Here is a 17229-nt window from a genome sequence, read left to right as displayed (position 1 = left end):
GCCTCCTGTCTGCCGCCTCCCCCTCATCCCTGGCGGGCCACGCCCCGCACGAAACCCCTTGCGCGCCGCGGCGCGGGTCCCGGAGGCTGGCAGACATGACGGAGCACACGACTCGACTCGACCACATCGTGCTGTGGGTGCGTGATCCCATCGCCGCCGCGGGCTTCTACGAGAAGGCCGTGGGCCTGGAGCCCGTCAGGCTCACCGACTACGCCGCGGGCGAGGTCCCGTTCCCCTCGGTGCGGGTCAACGACGAGACCATCCTCGACCTCATGCCGCTGACCATGGCCGCACGTATGACGATGCTCCCCGGCGCCGCCGAGAGCTCCGGTCACCCCGTCAACCACGTCTGCCTGTCCCTGCCGGCCGACGCCTTCGACACCCTCCGCGGCCGTCTGCTGGAGCAGTCCGTACCGGTGACGGACCTCTCGCACGACTCCTTCGGGGCGCGCGGCCCCGCACGGCGCAGCTTCTACTTCCGCGACCCGGACGGCAACGTCCTCGAGGCACGGCACTACGACTGACCGGCCGGCGGACCGGCCGGACCGCCGGCGCGCCCGAGCCGTCAGAACAGCGGCTCGGGCAGCACACCTTCCAGGGCGAGCAGCCGCCGCTTGGTCTCCAGTCCGCCCCCGAACCCGCCGATGCCGCCGTCCCGCTCCACGACCCGGTGGCAGGGCACCACCACCGGCAGCGGGTTGGCGCCCATGGCCGTCCCCACCGCCTGCGCGCCGCCCGGCTGACCCACCCGCCCGGCCAGGTCGCCGTACCCGACGACCGTGCCGAACGGCACCCCGGCCGCCAGCTCGCGCAGCACCTCGCGGTTGAAGCCCGATATCAGCGACCAGTCCAGCGGCAGCTCGAAGCTCCGACGCCCACCCGCGAGGTACTCCTCCACCTGCCGCACCGCCTCGGCCAGCACCGCGGCGGTGGGCTCCTCCGCCGTCGCGGAGCCCAGCTCGGCCGGTTCGCCGCCGAGCCGGGACGCCAGCCGCTCCAGCGCCCGGTCGCGCACCTCGTCGGTGGCGTGGAAGACGACGTTGACCAGGCCCTCGCGGGTGGCGGCCAGCAGCAGCGGGCCGATGCGACCGGCCACGACGGTCCACACCACCCGCCGCCCGTCCTGCCCATGGCTGTCCATGCGGCACAGCGTACGACCCGCCACCGACAGCCCGGTGCGGGCGACGGTGCCCGGGCCGCGGACGCTCAGCCGCCCACCGCGTCGCGCACCACGTCCGGCGTGTTGGTGATGATGCCGTCCACCCCGAATCCGGCGACCCGCCGGGCCGCTGCCGCGTCGTTCACGGTCCAGGTGAGCACCTCCATCCGCGCGCCGTGCGGCCCCCGCAGGCTCCGCACGGCGGCGACGTAGGGGGCGGAGAGCGAACCGTGCGAGGGATTGATCTGGTCGGCGAAGGCCGCGTACGCAGTCAGGTCCGCCACGGGCGGCGTCCCGAGGAGGCCGGTCCTCACCGCCGGCTTGAGCGTGTGGACCGTGCGCACGCTGTCCGCGCTGAAGCTCTGCACGACCAGCCGGCCGCCCACGTGCCCGGGGTCGAGCCACCCCTCGTTGCCGAGGACCTTGAGCGTCTCCCGCTCGATGCCCGGATAGAGCTGCGGGTTCTTCAGCTCCAGCAGCAGCTTCTGGTCGTGGCGCTCCATGCGCTCCAGGAACTGCTCCAGCGTGGGGACGCGGGTGCCCACGTACGCGGGGCCGAACCAGCTTCCCGCGTCGAGCCGGGCTATCTCCGCGGCCGTGAAGTCCTTCACCTTCCACGGGGACCGGTCGGGGAAGACCTCCTCGACGTCGGTGGTGCGCTGCAGGCTGTCGTCGTGCAGGACGACGAGTTCACCGTCCCTGGTCCGCTGGACGTCGTTCTCCACCCACTCGACGTCCAGGGCGGCGGCCTTGTCGACGGCCGCGAGCGTGTTCTCGGGCGCGTACGCGGAAGCGCCCCGGTGGGCGACGACCACGGGGTGCGGGCCGGTGTGCCCGGCGGCCCGCGCGGGCACGAGCGGGAGCAGCAGGGCGGCCGTTCCCAGGAGCGCGGTGGTCGATGCGGCGACAGCACGTGCGTGCATGCGTACTCCTCGCGTCGGGCGATCACGTTCGGCTCAACTCTGACAGCAGAGGGTCGAGCGGAGACGGGCACAGGATGACCACAAATTGAACGGAGTTGCCCGAAGTCCGCACACTGGTGCCACACACCTGGGGCAAGAGCGTGTTTCTTTGCCGGAAAGTCGTTCGACCATTCCGGTGGGGGTCATACTCTCTGCGTCGCCCGGGCCGCCCCCGCGGTCCTGGGAGGGGGGCCACATCGGGAACCGCGGGACGTACAGGGCGGGAAGGGCGGGCAGCCGCGCATGCAAGGCACGGTCGACGGATTCAGCTACGGCCTGGTCACACCGCTGGTGGCCTACCTCATGGCCTGCCTCGGCGGCGCCCTGGGCCTGCGCTGCACCACCAGGTCCATGACGGCGCCCCGGCCCTGGCGCCCCGCCTGGCTCGCCCTGGGATCCGTGGCCATCGGCTCCGGCATATGGACGATGCACTTCATAGGCATGATGGGCTTCGCGATAGAAGGCACCCCCATCCACTACGACCGGGCCCTGACCTTCGCCAGCCTCGCCGTCGGCATCGTCATGGTGGGCACCGGGATCTTCATCGTCGGCTACCGGGGACCCTCCGGAACGGCGCTGTTCACCGGCGGCACCGTCACCGGCCTCGGCATCGCCTCGATGCACTACCTGGGCATGGCCGGCATGAGCCTCGACGGGCGGCTCGAGTACGACACCGTCGTGGTGGCCGCCTCCGTGGCCATCGCCATGGCCGCCGCCAGCGCCGCCCTGTGGGCCGCCGGGCAGGTGCGGGGCTTCCTGTGGAGCGTGGGCGCGAGCCTCGTCATGGGTCTGGCCGTCACCGGGATGCACTACACCGGCATGGCCGCGCTGGACGTGCACGTACACGGCTCGGCCGTGCCCGCCGAGGGCGAGTCCGCCGCCGCCCTGCTCGGCCCGCTGATGATCGGCCCGATCGCCTTCCTCGTCCTCGCGGGCGTCGTCGTCGCCGTCGACCCGCTGATGATCACCGGCAGGCCCCCCGCATACCGCCCCGAGCACAGACCCGGCGTCCCCGCCCACTCCCCGGCCCGCCGCCCGTCGCGCTCGCGGCTGCGCCACCGCGGCCCCGTGGAACGGCGCTCCCGGACCCCTCAGCGCCGCTGATCCGGACCCGTTGTCAGTGGGGGGTCGTACGGTGGATGGCATGCGGCCCGTTTCCCAGATCGAACGCACGGTGGCGCCCTTCGAGGTCGTCAGCCCCTACCAGCCCAGCGGCGACCAGCCGACGGCCATCGCCGACCTCGCCCGGCGCATCGAAGCAGGCGAGCAGGACGTCGTGCTGCTCGGCGCCACCGGCACCGGCAAGTCCGCCACCACCGCGTGGATGATCGAGAAGCTCCAGCGGCCGACCCTGGTCATGGCGCCGAACAAGACCCTGGCCGCCCAGCTCGCCAACGAGTTCCGCGAGCTGCTGCCGAACAACGCGGTCGAGTACTTCGTCTCGTACTACGACTACTACCAGCCCGAGGCGTACGTCCCGCAGTCGGACACCTACATCGAGAAGGACTCCTCGATCAACGAGGAGGTCGAGCGGCTGCGCCACTCGGCGACCAACTCCCTGCTCACCCGCCGCGACGTCGTCGTGGTCGCCTCCGTCTCCTGCATCTACGGACTGGGCACGCCGCAGGAGTACGTGGACCGCATGGTCCCGCTCCGCGTCGGCGACGAGTTCGACCGCGACGAGCTGCTGCGCCGCTTCGTCGACATCCAGTACACGCGCAACGACATGGCCTTCACCCGCGGCACCTTCCGGGTGCGCGGCGACACCATCGAGATCTTCCCGGTCTACGAGGAGCTCGCCGTCCGCATCGAGATGTTCGGCGACGAGATCGAGGCCCTGTCCACGCTCCACCCGCTCACCGGCGAGATCATCAGCGACGACCAGCAGCTGTACGTCTTCCCCGCCTCCCACTACGTCGCCGGCCCCGAGCGGCTGGAGCGCGCGGTCAACGACATCGAGAAGGAACTCGGCGAGCGTCTGGGCGACCTGGAGAAGCAGGGCAGGCTCCTGGAGGCCCAGCGGCTGCGGATGCGCACCACCTACGACATCGAGATGCTCCGCCAGATCGGCTCCTGTTCCGGCGTGGAGAACTACTCGATGCACTTCGACGGCCGCGCTCCCGGCTCCCCGCCGAACACCCTGCTGGACTACTTCCCCGACGACTTCCTCCTCGTCATCGACGAGTCGCACGTCACCGTCCCGCAGATCGGCGCCATGTACGAGGGCGACGCCTCCCGCAAGCGCACCCTCGTCGACCACGGCTTCCGTCTCCCCTCCGCCCTGGACAACCGCCCGCTGAAGTGGGAGGAGTTCCAGGAGCGCGTCGGCCAGACCGTCTACCTGTCGGCCACCCCCGGACAGTACGAACTCTCCCGTTCCGACGGCTTCGTCGAGCAGATCATCCGCCCCACCGGCCTCGTCGACCCCGAGGTCGTCGTCAAGCCCACCGAGGGCCAGATCGACGACCTGGTGCACGAGATCCGCGCCCGGGTGGAGAAGGACGAGCGCGTCCTGGTCACCACCCTCACCAAGAAGATGGCCGAGGACCTCACGGACTACTTCCTGGAACTCGGCATCCAGGTGCGCTACCTGCACAGCGACGTCGACACCCTGCGCCGCGTGGAGCTGCTGCGCGAGCTGCGCTCCGGCGAGTACGACGTCCTGGTCGGCATCAACCTGCTGCGCGAGGGCCTCGACCTGCCCGAGGTGTCCCTGGTGGCGATCCTCGACGCCGACAAGGAGGGCTTCCTGCGCTCGGGCACCTCCCTGATCCAGACCATCGGCCGCGCGGCGCGCAACGTGTCCGGCCAGGTCCACATGTACGCCGACAAGATCACCCCGGCGATGGAGAAGGCCATCGACGAGACCAACCGCCGCCGGGAGAAGCAGATCGCCTACAACCAGGCGAAGGGCATCGACCCCCAGCCCCTGCGCAAGAAGATCAACGACATCGTCGCGCAGATCGCCCGCGAGGACATCGACACCGACCAACTGCTCGGCTCGGGCTACCGGCAGGCGAAGAAGGACGGCGGCGGCACCAAGGCGCCCGTCCCCTCCCTCGGCGGCAAGGCCGGGAAGAGCGCCAGGGGCGCCAGGGGCAAGGCCGCCGAGACGGCGCCGACCGACCGCCCCGCCACCGAACTCGCCCAGCAGATCGAGGAACTGACCACGCGGATGCGGGCCGCCGCGGCCGACCTCCAGTTCGAGATCGCCGCCCGGCTGCGCGACGAGGTGTCGGAGATGAAGAAGGAACTGCGGCAGATGCGTGAGGCCGGCCTGTCCTGACCCGCGTACGGGATGTGTTGCAAGAACGACACAAAGTGCGGACCTGGGTACGTCACTGTCAGTGCCCCTGCGTAGGGTTCTGACAACCGCGGTACCGCGGCAACAGGGGACAGTTCGAGAGGGGATCAGCGCGTGACCGTCAACATGACCAAGGGTCAGGCCATCAGTCTGCAGAAGAACGACGGAGGCAGCCTGACCGCGGTGCGCATGGGTCTCGGCTGGCAGGCGGCTCCCCGTCGCGGCCTGTTCGGCTCGCGCACCCGTGAGATCGACCTGGACGCCTCGGCCGTCCTGTTCGCCGACAAGCAGCCCGTCGACGTCGTGTTCTTCCGTCACCTGGTGAGCGACGACGGCTCCGTGCGCCACACCGGTGACAACCTCGTCGGCGGCGTCGGCCAGGGCGGCGACGACGAGGCGATCCTCGTCGACCTCTCGCGCGTCCCGGTCCACATCGACCAGATCGTCTTCACCGTGAACTCCTTCACGGGCCAGACGTTCCAGGAGGTGCAGAACGCGTTCTGCCGCCTCGTCGACGAGACCAACGGCCAGGAGCTCGCCCGCTACACGCTGGCCGGCGGCGGCGCCTACACCGCCCAGATCATGGCCAAGGTGCACCGCACCGGTGCCGGCTGGACGATGACGGCGCTCGGCAACCCGGCCAACGGCCGCACCTTCCAGGACCTGATGCCGGCGATCCTCCCGGTCCTCTAAGCACCCGAGGCGACCGGCCTGCCCCCGGGCGGGGACGGTGAGCGGCACACGACCCATCACACGCGACGCAGGGGGACGAAGGCGATGACGGCCGAGCTGGTGCGGGGGCAGAACCACCCGCTCTCCCAGTCCCGTCTGGAGATCCGGATCTCGGCCGGTACACCGGTCGTGGCCGCGGCCGCGCTCGGCGACGAGAGCGGCCGGATCCACGGGACCGACTGGGTGGCCCATCCGGGCGCCCCCACCCAGCCCGGTCTGGAGGTGTCGCGCCAGGCGGCCGCCGACCACCGCCTCGCGGTGGATCTGGACGCCGTGACGGACGCGGTGCACCGTGTCAGCATCCTGCTCGCGCTGCCCGCCGCGGGCGGCGGCCCGGGGCCCGCCCGGTTCGGCGCCGTGGCGGCCCCCTTCGTCGCCGTCACCGGCCTGGACGGCGAGGAGGTCGCCAGCTACACCATCACGGGCCTGGAGGCCGAGTCGGCCGTCGTCGCCCTGGAGCTCTACCGGCGCCAGGACGCGTGGAAGGTCCGCGCCGTCGGCCAGGGGTACGCCGGCGGTCTCGCCGAACTCCTCACCGACCAGGCCCTCCCCGAGGCCGTGCAGCTCGCCGGGACCATCGACGAGGCGGTCGCGCGGGGCCTCGCCCGCTCCGTACAGGCGCCCCCGCCACGCCCGTCCGACGGTGACCGCTCCCGGCAGGCGGCCACCCCCGCGGTCGGCCCCGACCAGGGCGGCACCGCACCCCAGGGCACCCCCGGCCCGCCGCCCTACGGCGGACAGCCGGCCGGCGGGCACGGCCAGGGCGGGGCGCAGCCGGCCTACGGCGCCGGCCCCGCGGACCCGTCCGCCACCACCGGCGGCCCGATCGACTACAGCCACCCCCGCCGGCAGACCTCCGCCCCGCCACCGCCGCCGCCCGCCGCGCCGCAGCCCCGGCCCGGGCAGCCCGCCCAGCCGGTCGCGGGGGACGCGACCGGCTGGTCCATGGAGGAGCGGCTCTACAACCAGGTCTGGGGCATGTTCGAGGACCTGGCCCGCACCACCGCCGCCTACCGCAGCGCGGTCGACTTCGCCGAGTCCCGCATGGACAAGGAGCTCGAGCAGGCCCTGTCCGACCCGCGCAGCCGCCTCGGTGGCCAGGGCGACGCCGCCCGCGAGGCCGCCCGGGCCCGGCACACCGAGCTCGTCGGCCAGGCGCGGGAATCCCTCGACCGGGACCTCGCCCACCTGGTCGCCGAGTCCGAGGTCGTCGAACCCGCCCTGCCCCCGGCGTTCGCCCGCTGGGACAACCCCGCCTGGCACGCCTACCGGGTGCCGATGGAGATACCCATGGCGGTCCGTCTGGGCGACCTCCGCCTCCCCGAGGCCGACCCGCTCCGCATCCCCATGCTGCTCCGGCTGCCGCTGGAGCGCGGGCTGTGGATCGACAGCGGCCGGGCCGACTCCCTGGACGGGTCCTTCACCGACTCCCACGACATGCGGCGCCTGGCCGTGGAGACGGCCGTGGCGCACGCCGCCCGGCTGCTCGCGGTCTACCCGGCCGGCGAGTTCACCGTCCATGTGATCGACCCGGCCGGCTCCGGCGCGCAGGCCCTGGCGCCCCTGACCCAGACCGGCGTGCTGGCGGCACCGCCCGCCCAGGGCGCCGCGGGCGTCGGGGAGGTGCTGGGCCGGCTCACCCAGCGGGTCGACCTGGTGCAGATGGCGCTGCGCGGAGGCGCCCCGGACGCGCTGCCGCCCGGCTTCGACACCTCCCAGCACCTGCTGATCGTCAACGACTTCCCGCACGGCTTCGACGACCGGGCCGTGAACCAGCTGCGCTACCTCGCCGACGAGGGCCCCTCCGTCGGCGTCCACCTGATGATGGTCGCGGACCGCGAGGAGTCCTCCGCCTACGGGCCGCTGCTCGACCCGCTGTGGCGCTCGCTGCTGCGCCTGACCGCCGTGCCCGACGATCACCTCGCCGATCCGTGGGTCGGGCACGCCTGGACGTACGAGCCGCCGGTGGTGCCGCCGGGCAGCCAGGTGCTCCACCAGGTGCTCACCCGGGTCGGGGCCGCCCGCCGCGCGTGGCGGCGGTGACCCCGCACCACCCTTCACCGCCCGTGCCAAGATCACGCAAAGGTCCCCGACCAGCGTCTTTGTAAGTTTCTTTACTTCTCCCTTTACCAACCCTTGGTGATTGGGTACTGTTGACCGCACGGAGGGGAGTACTCCCTGTCTGTGCGGCGACCCCGTCAATACGGATCAGGCCAGATCCCGGGGCGTCGGCCCGAAGGACCGTCCGGACGCGTTCCAGCGCCCGGTGGCCCGGGTGGAAGAGACCTCCGGCAGCGACGACGCTGACATTGCCTGTGACGCATCTGCCGGAGGCGCAGTGGAAGTTTCCTTGACCCTGTGGGTCTTGACTGTTGTGGGCCTGTGCGCCCTCATCGCCGTCGATTTCTTCATCGGCCGCAAACCGCACGACGTATCCATCAAAGAAGCCGGAATCTGGACCGTCGTCTGGATCGTGCTGGCCGCGCTCTTCGGCGTCGGCCTGCTGATCTGGGGCGGGGCACAGGCCGGCGGCGAGTTCTTCGCCGGCTACATCACCGAGAAGTCGCTGAGCGTCGACAACCTCTTCGTCTTCGTCCTGATCATGGCGAAGTTCGCGGTGCCGTCGCAGTACCAGCAGCGGGTGCTCCTGATCGGTGTGCTCATCGCCCTGGTGCTGCGCGCGATCTTCATCGCAGCCGGCGCCGCGATCCTCGCCAGCTTCTCGTGGGTGTTCTACCTCTTCGGCGCCTTCCTCATCTGGACCGCCTGGAAGCTCATCCAGGAGGCGCGGGCCGACGAGGAGGAAGAGGAGTTCGAGGAGAACAAGCTCCTCAAGGCCGCCGAGCGCCGCTTCGGCGTGGCCGACCGCTACCACGGCACCAAGCTGTGGATCGAGCAGAACGGCAAGCGGGTCATGACCCCGATGCTGGTCGTCATGCTCGCCATCGGCACCACGGACGTCCTGTTCGCGCTCGACTCGATCCCCGCGATCTTCGGCCTGACCCAGGACCCCTACATCGTGTTCACGGCGAACGCGTTCGCGCTGATGGGCCTCAGGCAGCTGTACTTCCTCATCGGCGGACTGCTGCGGAAGCTGGTCCACCTCTCCTACGGCCTGTCGATCATCCTCGGCTTCATCGGTGTGAAGCTGGTGCTGCACGCACTGCACGAGTCCGGGGTCCACGTCCCCGAGATCAGCATCCCCGTGTCGCTGGGCGTGATCTGCGGCGTCCTGGTCATCACCACGATCACCAGCCTGCGGGCCTCCCGCAAGATGGCGGAGGCCGCGTCGGCCGAGGGCAAGGACGAGAGCCCCGCGAAGAACAACATCGACGTCTGATCCCGTCGGACGTACACGGAGACACCGGCACCGGGAGCGGAGGGCTGCACATCGCCGGCCACCGCTCCCGGTGCCCCTCTGTCTCCACCCGCGCCGCCCGCCGGCGCCGACCGAACGCGACTCGCATCAGGAGGCCATGCGTGACCATGACGACCCCCAGACGACCAGGAGGGCGCGCCGGAGGGACACGCCGATCGGCGGTGACACCCCCCATCGCCTCCACGGCCCGCCGCCGTACGGCAGCCGCCGGCAAGGTGCGGCCCGCCTTCACGTCTGCGACGATCGCCCCGTGATCGCTCCGCTCAGGGCACTCGCGACGCGGTGGACGACCGCCGTACCGGTGGTCGCCGTACTGCTGCTGGTGCTGACCTGGGGACGCGATCTGCCCGGCGGCATCGTCGCGCTGGTGACCCTGGTCCTCGCGGCGTCCGTGCTGGCCGCGGTCCACCACGCCGAGGTGGTCGCGCACCGGGTCGGTGAGCCCTTCGGCTCCCTGGTGCTCGCGGTCGCCGTCACCGTCATCGAGGTGGCGCTGATCGTCACCCTGATGATCGACGGTGGCGACCAGAGCGCCACGCTCGCCCGGGACACCGTGTTCGCGGCCGTGATGATCACCGTCAACGGCATTCTCGGCATCAGCCTCCTGGTGGGCTCACTGCGCCACGGCACCGCCGTGTTCAATTCGGAGGGCACCGGAGCCGCCCTCGCCACCGTGGCCACACTGGCGACCCTCAGCCTCGTCCTGCCGACGTTCACCACCAGCAAGCCGGGCCCCGAGTTCTCCACCGTTCAGCTCACCTTCGCCGCGGTTTCCTCGCTCGTCCTCTACGGCCTGTTCGTCGCGACCCAGACCGTCCGGCACCGCGACTACTTCCTGCCGGTCGTCAGACAGGGGGAGACGGCCAAACCGGAGGAGCACGCCCCGGCGCCCTCCACCCGCACCGCCATGATCAGCCTCGGCCTGCTGGGCCTGGCCCTGATCGGCGTGGTCGGCCTGGCCAAAGGGGTCTCGCCCACCATCGAGTCGGGCGTGGAGGCCGCGGGACTGGGCCACTCCGTCGTCGGTGTGATCATCGCCCTGCTGGTTCTCCTTCCGGAGACCATCGCGGCGGTGCGCGCCGCGCGCCGCAACCAGGTGCAGACCAGCATGAACCTCGCGCTCGGTTCGGCGATGGCCAGCATCGGCCTGACCATCCCCGCCGTCGCGCTGGCCTCCCTCTGGCTCACCGGCCCGCTCGTCCTCGGACTCGGCAACACCCACATGGTGCTGCTCGCCCTGACCATGGTGGTGGGCGCGCTGACCGTGGTTCCCGGACGGGCCACGCCCCTCCAGGGAGGGGTGCACCTGGTGCTGCTCGCCGCCTACCTCGAACTGGCGATCAACCCGTAGGGCGCGGCCCGCCCGGCGTCAGTACGTGACGGTGACGCGCCGGGCGGGCCCGTCGACGCGCACGCCACCCCCGTAGGGGATCACCAGCTGCGGGTCGGTGTGCCCGAGGTCCACGTCGAGGACGATCACGGCGTCGGGCGCGTAGACCCGCATCGCCCGCAGTACGGCCTCACGCTGTTCGGCGGCGTAGGCCACCGCCTCCGCGGGGGTGTGCGGCCGCTCGAAGGACCAGGTCTTCGGGCGGCCCATCAGGAGCGCGGCGAAACGCCCGAGCAGCCCCCGCTCACCCATGCTCCGCAGGGTGCGGAAGACCTCCTCAGCGCCCGGCAGCTCCTCCGAGGTCTCCAGGAACAGCACGCCACCGTCGTACTCGGACAGGTTCGGTGCCACCCCGCGGCCGGCCATCAGCATCGAGCCGACGGTCTCCAGGCAGCCGCCCCAGGTGCGCCCCTCGACGACCCGCCCGGCGTTCACCCAGGTCCAGCCCGTCCCCGGCCGGGTCTCCGGCTCCGCGTCGAACGTCGCGGGGTCCGCCCAGTCGCGGTCCGAGTCCCGCCACCGCTCGGCGGGACGCAGCTCGTACGCGCCCGGGGTGAACAGGGCGGCCCGCAGGGAGGCCGCGGTCTGCGGGTGCATCGCCCCGGGGCGCCCGAGCTCGACCATCACGCTCGCGCCGTGGAATCCGACGATCCCGTTCTCCCGGAGGAAGGCGAGCAGGTGGGTGTTGTCGCTCATCCCGAAGAACGGCTTCGGGTGGGCGCGGATCAGCTCCCGGTCCAGCAGCGGCACCACGGTGATCTGGTCGTCGCCGCCGATCGACGCGAAGACCGCCTTGATCTCCGGGTCGGTGAAGGCGGCATGGAGGTCGTCGGCCCGCTCGCGCGGCGTCGCGCCCATCCTGCGCGTCGCCGGGTACTCGACCGGCTCCAGTCGGTACTCCTCGCGCAGCCGCCTCAGCCCCAGCTCGTACGGGAGCGGGAACAGCCCCGGCAGACCGGAGGAGGGGGAGAGCACGGCGACGCGGTCGCCGGGCGAGGGCTTGGGCGGGTACGAGGGGGTCGTCATGCCAGGAGGCTAGGGCGCGACGGGCCCGCGCCGCACCGTGATAGACCGGGGGCGAGCAGCGGTTCCGCCGAGAACCGCCGACCCCGACGGACCGGAGGAACCGTGCCCCGCACCCTGGCCAACGCCCCGATCATGATCCTCAACGGACCGAATCTGAACCTGCTCGGGCAGCGCCAGCCGGAGATCTACGGTTCCGACACGCTCGCCGACGTGGAGACGATGTGCGCCGAGGCGGCGGCCGCGCACCACGGCACGGTGGACCTGCGCCAGTCCAACCACGAGGGGCAACTGGTGGACTGGATCCACGAGGCCCGGCTGAACCACTGCGGGATCGTCATCAACCCCGGCGCCTACTCGCACACCTCCGTGGCGATCCTGGACGCCCTGAACGCCTGCGACGGACTGCCCGTCATCGAGGTCCACATCTCCAACATCCACCGGCGCGAGTCGTTCCGGCACCACTCCTACGTCTCGCTCCGCGCGGACGGGGTCATCGCCGGCTGCGGGGTGCAGGGGTACGTCTTCGCGGTGAACCGGATCGCGGTGCTGGCGGGCCCGGGGGCGACCCGGGCGTAGGTCCCGTCCGCCGGGAGGGCGCTCCCGGCGGCCCGGCTCACCAGCCCCGCGCGTGCCACTCCGGCAGGTGCGGGCGCTCCGCGCCCAGGGTGGTGTCGTCGCCGTGGCCGGGGTACACCCAGGTCTCGTCCGGCAGGACGTCGAAGATCCTGGTCTCCACGTCGTGGATCAGGCGGGCGAACGCCTCCGGATCCCTGTGGGTGTTGCCCACACCGCCCGGGAACAGGCAGTCCCCGGTGAACACGTGCGGGTGCCCGTGGGGGTCGTCGTAGACGAGGGCGATGGAGCCGGGGGTGTGGCCGACCAGGTGGCGGGCGGTGAGCTCGACCTGCCCCACCCGGACGGTGTCGCCGTCGTCGAGCAGCACGTCGGTGGGCACCGGGATGCCCTCCGCGTCGTCCCGGCCGGCGTGGGTGCGGGCGCCGGTGGCGGCCACGACCTCGGCGAGCGCCTGCCAGTGGTCCCCGTGCCGGTGGGTGGTGACGACGGACGCGATGCCGTCGTCACCGATGGTTCCCAGCAGGGTGTGGGCGTCGTCGGCCGCGTCGATCAGCAACTGCTCGTCGGTGGCCCGGCAACGCAGCAGATAGGCGTTGTTGTCCATGGGGCCGACCGCGACCTTGGTGATCATCAGGTCCTTGAGTTCGTGCACGTCGGCTGGCCCGCCGACCGTCACCCGACCGCTGTACGTCATGACGATCAGCCTATCCCCGCGCACGGCCCGGGACAGCCCCGCGACAGGCCTACAGGGGAGGGAGCGACGGGAGGGCGCCGCCCTTCACCGTCAGCGCGGAGCCGTCCCGGCGGCCGGCGAGCCAGCCCAGCAGGTCGGCTGCCGTCCCCGCCACGCCCACCGGGTCGCCGGCCGCGCCGCCGCCGGTCGTCCAGGTCCGGCCGTCCGCGGCGGACAGCTCGGTCGGCGGCACGTCGGGGTGACCGGCGAACCGGTCGGCGAGGAAGGCGATCTCCCGCTCCGTGAAGTCCGCCGGCAGGTCCTCAAGCTCGTAGCCGATCCCGAGGTCCACGTGGTGCAGCTCCACCTCGACCCACCGCCGGAACGGCACCCGCTCGGCGCGGTCGGTGACCCCGTTGCGCAGCTCGACGGTGCGCGACCAGTCCGCCGGGACCGCGCCCGCCGCGCGCAGGCGCTCCGCGCTCTCCCGCACGTCCGCGAGCTGCACGTCGAGGGGCCGCGGGGCGTCCCGCTCGATGTCGGCGTCCCTGGCCTCGCCGGAGACGTACATGGGGCGGCCCTCCAGGACGTTCACCAGAGCGTCCGCGTTGCGGGCGAGGTGGGCCAGCACATGGCCCCGGGTCCAGCCGGGCAGGCGTGACGACTGGGTCACAGCCGCGTCGTCCAGTGCGCCGACCGCGACGAGCAGCCGCTCGGTAGCGGCTCGTACAGACGCCAGGTCATCAGCGTGATCAATCATGGGGCCGACCCTAGCCGGACCACTCCTTCGAGTGAAGGTGGCGAAGCCCGGCCCGTAATCGAATGCACGTGCTATAAGCTCGGGGGCGGCGTCGGGCATTCTGGAGAGCCGGGGTTTGTTGACAACCGTGAATCCGACCGGCGTTGTCAGTGGCTCGCCCTAGTCTGGGAAAGACGGGGGCCCCGCCCCTGTCACTTCTCTCAAGAAAGGTGCGGACCGGCGTGGCCGACCGTCTCATCGTCCGTGGAGCGCGCGAGCACAACCTCAAGAACGTCTCGCTCGACCTCCCGCGCGACTCGCTCATCGTCTTCACGGGCCTGTCGGGGTCGGGCAAGTCCTCGCTGGCCTTCGACACGATCTTCGCCGAGGGCCAGCGGCGCTACGTGGAGTCGCTCTCCTCCTACGCCCGGCAGTTCCTCGGCCAGATGGACAAGCCGGACGTCGACTTCATCGAGGGCCTCTCCCCGGCGGTCTCCATCGACCAGAAGTCGACCTCCCGCAACCCGCGCTCCACGGTCGGCACCATCACCGAGGTCTACGACTACCTGCGGCTGCTCTTCGCGCGCATCGGCAAGCCGCACTGTCCCGAGTGCTCCCGGCCGATCTCCCGCCAGTCGCCCCAGGCCATCGTCGACCGGGTCCTCCAGCTGGCCGAGGGCAGCCGCTTCCAGGTGCTGTCCCCGCTGGTGCGCGAGCGCAAGGGCGAGTTCGCCGACCTCTTCTCCGACCTCCAGACCAAGGGCTACTCCCGCGCCCGCGTGGACGGCGAGACCGTCCAGCTCTCCAGCCCGCCCACGCTGAAGAAGCAGGAGAAGCACACCATCGAGGTGGTCGTGGACCGCCTCACGGTGAAGGAGGGCGCCAAGCGCCGCCTCACCGACTCCGTGGAGACCGCCCTCGGCCTGTCCGGCGGCATGGTCGTGCTCGACTTCGTCGACCTGCCCGAGGACGACCCCGAGCGCGAGCGGATGTTCTCGGAGCACCTGTACTGCCCGTACGACGACCTGTCCTTCGAGGAGCTCGAACCCCGCTCGTTCTCCTTCAACTCGCCCTTCGGCGCCTGCCCCGAGTGCACCGGCATCGGCACGCGCATGGAGGTCGACCCCGAGCTGATCGTCCCCGACCCGGACAAGAGCCTCGACGAGGGCGCCATCCACCCGTGGTCGCACGGCCACACCAGGGACTACTTCGACCGCCTGATCGGCGCGCTCGCCGACGCGCTGGGCTTCCGCACCGACATCCCCTTCGCGGGCCTGCCGCTGCGCGCGCGGAAGGCCCTGCTCAACGGCCACAAGACGCAGGTCGAGGTCCGCTACCGCAACCGCTACGGGCGGGAGCGCCGGTACACCACGGCGTTCGAGGGCGCCGTCCCCTTCGTCAAGCGCCGGCACAGCGAGGCCGAGAGCGACTCCAGCCGCGAGCGCTTCGAGGGCTACATGCGCGAGGTGCCCTGCCCGGCCTGCGAGGGCACCCGGCTCAAGCCGGTCGTCCTCGCCGTCACGGTCATGGGCAAGTCCATCGCCGAGGTCTCCTCGATGTCCATCAGCGACTGCGCGGACTTCCTCGGCGAGCTGAAGCTCACCGCCCGCGACAAGAAGATCGCCGAACGCGTGCTCAAGGAGGTCAACGAGCGGCTGCGCTTCCTGGTCGACGTCGGCCTGGACTACCTCTCGCTGAACCGCGCCGCGGGCACCCTCTCCGGCGGCGAGGCCCAGCGCATCCGCCTCGCCACCCAGATCGGCTCCGGACTCGTCGGCGTGCTCTACGTCCTCGACGAGCCGTCCATCGGCCTGCACCAGCGTGACAACCACCGGCTGATCGAGACCCTCGTCCGGCTGCGCGACATGGGCAACACGCTCATCGTCGTCGAGCACGACGAGGACACCATCAAGGTCGCCGACTGGATCGTCGACATCGGCCCCGGCGCGGGTGAGCACGGCGGCAAGGTCGTCCACAGCGGCTCGCTCAAGGAACTGCTGGCCAACGCCGAGTCGCAGACCGGCCAGTACCTCTCCGGCAAGAAGGCCATCCCGCTGCCCGAGATCCGCCGCCCGCACGACCCGTCGCGCCGGCTCACGGTGCACGGCGCCCGCGAGAACAACCTCCAGGACATCGACGTGTCCTTCCCGCTGGGTGTGTTCACCGCGGTCACCGGTGTCTCCGGATCCGGGAAGTCCACTCTGGTCAACGACATCCTGTACACGCACCTGGCCCGCGAGCTGAACGGCGCGCGCAGCGTGCCCGGCCGGCACACCCGGGTCGACGGCGACGACCTCGTCGACAAGGTCGTGCACGTCGACCAGTCGCCCATCGGCCGCACCCCGCGCTCCAACCCGGCGACGTACACCGGCGTCTTCGACCACGTCCGCAAGCTGTTCGCCGAGACGACGGAGGCGAAGGTCCGCGGATACATGCCCGGCCGCTTCTCCTTCAATGTCAAGGGCGGCCGCTGCGAGAACTGCGCGGGCGACGGCACCATCAAGATCGAGATGAACTTCCTCCCGGACGTGTACGTCCCGTGCGAGGTCTGCCACGGCGCCCGCTACAACCGGGAGACCCTGGAGGTCCACTACAAGGGCAAGTCCATCGCCGACGTCCTGAACATGCCGATCGAAGAGGCCATGCACTTCTTCGAGGCGGTTCCGGCGATCTCCCGTCACATGAAGACGCTCAACGACGTCGGCCTCGGCTACGTCCGGCTCGGTCAGGCCGCGACCACCCTGTCCGGTGGTGAGGCGCAGCGGGTGAAGCTCGCCAGCGAGCTGCAGAAGCGCTCCACCGGCCGCACGGTCTACGTCCTGGACGAGCCGACCACCGGCCTGCACTTCGAGGACATCAGCAAGCTGCTGACGGTCCTGTCCGGCCTGGTCGACAAGGGCAACACGGTCATCGTCATCGAGCACAACCTCGACGTGATCAAGACCGCCGACTGGGTCGTCGACATGGGTCCCGAGGGCGGCGCCGGCGGCGGTCTGGTCGTCGCCGAGGGCACGCCCGAGCAGGTCGCCGCCGTTCCGTCCAGCCACACGGGCAAGTTCCTGCGGGACGTCCTCGGGGCGGAACGGATCAGTGACGCCGCCCAGGTGCGTGCCCCGCGCAAGGCGGCGAAGAAGACGGCCGCCGCGCAGACGGGCGCCCGGAAGACCGCCACCAAGGCGGTCGCGAAGAAGACGACGCGGGCCGCCAAGGCCTGACCGGCACGGCCCGCACGGACACGCGCCGTGCCGCGGGGGCGTCAACCCCTCCGCGGCACGGCGCGTGTTCCGTG

The 17229-nt window shown here is 71.3% G+C and carries 14 protein-coding genes; 9 read left to right on the top strand and 5 right to left on the bottom strand.

All coding sequences use genetic code 11. The annotated features are described in order from the left end of the window. The first annotated feature begins 95 nt into the window (after nucleotides 1–95). Complete coding sequence (locus tag IE118_RS00945; RefSeq protein WP_189555264.1) at nucleotides 96–524, top strand: VOC family protein; 429 nt, start codon at nucleotides 96–98, stop codon at nucleotides 522–524. Nucleotides 525–565: 41 nt separating this feature from the next. On the opposite strand, the gene IE118_RS00940 is transcribed toward IE118_RS00945, so the two are convergent. Further along, nucleotides 566–1141 (bottom strand): methylated-DNA--[protein]-cysteine S-methyltransferase, encoded by a 576-nt coding sequence (locus IE118_RS00940; protein ID WP_189555263.1) that lies wholly within the window; start codon nucleotides 1139–1141, stop codon nucleotides 566–568. Between the two features lie 65 nt (nucleotides 1142–1206). Continuing rightward, nucleotides 1207–2082 carry a glycerophosphodiester phosphodiesterase gene (locus IE118_RS00935; RefSeq protein WP_189555262.1) on the bottom strand — a complete coding sequence of 292 codons (876 nt, stop codon included), beginning with the start codon at nucleotides 2080–2082 and terminating at the stop codon, nucleotides 1207–1209. A gap of 282 nt (nucleotides 2083–2364) precedes the next feature. On the opposite strand from IE118_RS00935, the gene IE118_RS00930 reads away from it, so the two are divergent. The 6 genes from IE118_RS00930 to IE118_RS00905 all read left to right on the top strand — a co-directional run bounded on the left by IE118_RS00930 (nucleotide 2365) and on the right by IE118_RS00905 (nucleotide 10887). Then, nucleotides 2365–3225 (top strand): MHYT domain-containing protein, encoded by an 861-nt coding sequence (locus tag IE118_RS00930; protein ID WP_189555261.1) that lies wholly within the window; start codon nucleotides 2365–2367, stop codon nucleotides 3223–3225. A 40-nt stretch (nucleotides 3226–3265) separates the two neighbouring features. After that, nucleotides 3266–5407, top strand: coding sequence for an excinuclease ABC subunit UvrB (uvrB, locus tag IE118_RS00925; RefSeq protein ID WP_189555260.1), 2142 nt, complete (start codon nucleotides 3266–3268; stop codon nucleotides 5405–5407). 132 nt (nucleotides 5408–5539) lie between these two features. Beyond that, nucleotides 5540–6118 (top strand): TerD family protein, encoded by a 579-nt coding sequence (locus tag IE118_RS00920; protein WP_189555259.1) that lies wholly within the window; start codon nucleotides 5540–5542, stop codon nucleotides 6116–6118. 84 nt (nucleotides 6119–6202) lie between these two features. Then, a complete protein-coding gene (locus IE118_RS00915; RefSeq protein WP_189555258.1) occupies nucleotides 6203–8200 on the top strand; it encodes a TerD family protein in 1998 nt (665 codons plus the stop codon). Between the two features lie 295 nt (nucleotides 8201–8495). Further along, nucleotides 8496–9497 (top strand): TerC family protein, encoded by a 1002-nt coding sequence (locus IE118_RS00910; RefSeq protein WP_189555257.1) that lies wholly within the window; start codon nucleotides 8496–8498, stop codon nucleotides 9495–9497. Between the two features lie 289 nt (nucleotides 9498–9786). After that, a complete protein-coding gene (locus IE118_RS00905) occupies nucleotides 9787–10887 on the top strand; it encodes a calcium:cation antiporter (protein ID WP_189555256.1) in 1101 nt (366 codons plus the stop codon). An 18-nt stretch (nucleotides 10888–10905) separates the two neighbouring features. Here the strand turns inward: IE118_RS00905 and IE118_RS00900 are convergent, their stop codons facing one another. Continuing rightward, nucleotides 10906–11952 carry a S66 family peptidase gene (locus tag IE118_RS00900; protein WP_189555255.1) on the bottom strand — a complete coding sequence of 349 codons (1047 nt, stop codon included), beginning with the start codon at nucleotides 11950–11952 and terminating at the stop codon, nucleotides 10906–10908. 102 nt (nucleotides 11953–12054) lie between these two features. On the opposite strand from IE118_RS00900, the gene aroQ reads away from it, so the two are divergent. Beyond that, nucleotides 12055–12528, top strand: a complete 474-nt coding sequence (gene aroQ / locus IE118_RS00895; RefSeq protein ID WP_189555254.1) for a type II 3-dehydroquinate dehydratase — start codon at nucleotides 12055–12057, stop codon at nucleotides 12526–12528. A gap of 37 nt (nucleotides 12529–12565) precedes the next feature. Here aroQ and IE118_RS00890 read toward each other — a convergent pair whose 3' ends face one another. Beyond that, entirely contained in the window at nucleotides 12566–13222 is a 657-nt protein-coding gene (locus IE118_RS00890; protein ID WP_189555253.1) for an MBL fold metallo-hydrolase, read from the bottom strand. A gap of 49 nt (nucleotides 13223–13271) precedes the next feature. Then, nucleotides 13272–13961, bottom strand: a complete 690-nt coding sequence (locus IE118_RS00885) for a maleylpyruvate isomerase family mycothiol-dependent enzyme (protein ID WP_189555252.1) — start codon at nucleotides 13959–13961, stop codon at nucleotides 13272–13274. Nucleotides 13962–14182: 221 nt separating this feature from the next. Here IE118_RS00885 and uvrA point away from each other — a divergent pair, with 221 nt between their 5' ends. Continuing rightward, a complete protein-coding gene (uvrA, locus tag IE118_RS00880; RefSeq protein WP_189555251.1) occupies nucleotides 14183–17155 on the top strand; it encodes an excinuclease ABC subunit UvrA in 2973 nt (990 codons plus the stop codon). The last annotated feature ends 74 nt before the right edge of the window (nucleotides 17156–17229 follow it).

The organism is Streptomyces pilosus, from assembly GCF_014649835.1.
Lineage (GTDB): Bacteria > Actinomycetota > Actinomycetes > Streptomycetales > Streptomycetaceae > Streptomyces > Streptomyces pilosus.
Note: the sequence above shows the minus strand (reverse complement) of the source record. Positions and strands in the feature narration are given on the sequence as shown.

Coding starts and splice junctions, on each gene's coding strand:
- IE118_RS00945 (WP_189555264.1), top strand. CDS start 96: ATGACGGAGCACACGACTCGACTCGACCACATCGTGCTGTGGGTGCGT.
- IE118_RS00940 (WP_189555263.1), bottom strand. CDS start 1,141: ATGGACAGCCATGGGCAGGACGGGCGGCGGGTGGTGTGGACCGTCGTG.
- IE118_RS00935 (WP_189555262.1), bottom strand. CDS start 2,082: ATGCACGCACGTGCTGTCGCCGCATCGACCACCGCGCTCCTGGGAACG.
- IE118_RS00930 (WP_189555261.1), top strand. CDS start 2,365: ATGCAAGGCACGGTCGACGGATTCAGCTACGGCCTGGTCACACCGCTG.
- uvrB (WP_189555260.1), top strand. CDS start 3,266: ATGCGGCCCGTTTCCCAGATCGAACGCACGGTGGCGCCCTTCGAGGTC.
- IE118_RS00915 (WP_189555258.1), top strand. CDS start 6,203: ATGACGGCCGAGCTGGTGCGGGGGCAGAACCACCCGCTCTCCCAGTCC.
- IE118_RS00900 (WP_189555255.1), bottom strand. CDS start 11,952: ATGACGACCCCCTCGTACCCGCCCAAGCCCTCGCCCGGCGACCGCGTC.
- IE118_RS00890 (WP_189555253.1), bottom strand. CDS start 13,222: ATGACGTACAGCGGTCGGGTGACGGTCGGCGGGCCAGCCGACGTGCAC.
- IE118_RS00885 (WP_189555252.1), bottom strand. CDS start 13,961: ATGATTGATCACGCTGATGACCTGGCGTCTGTACGAGCCGCTACCGAG.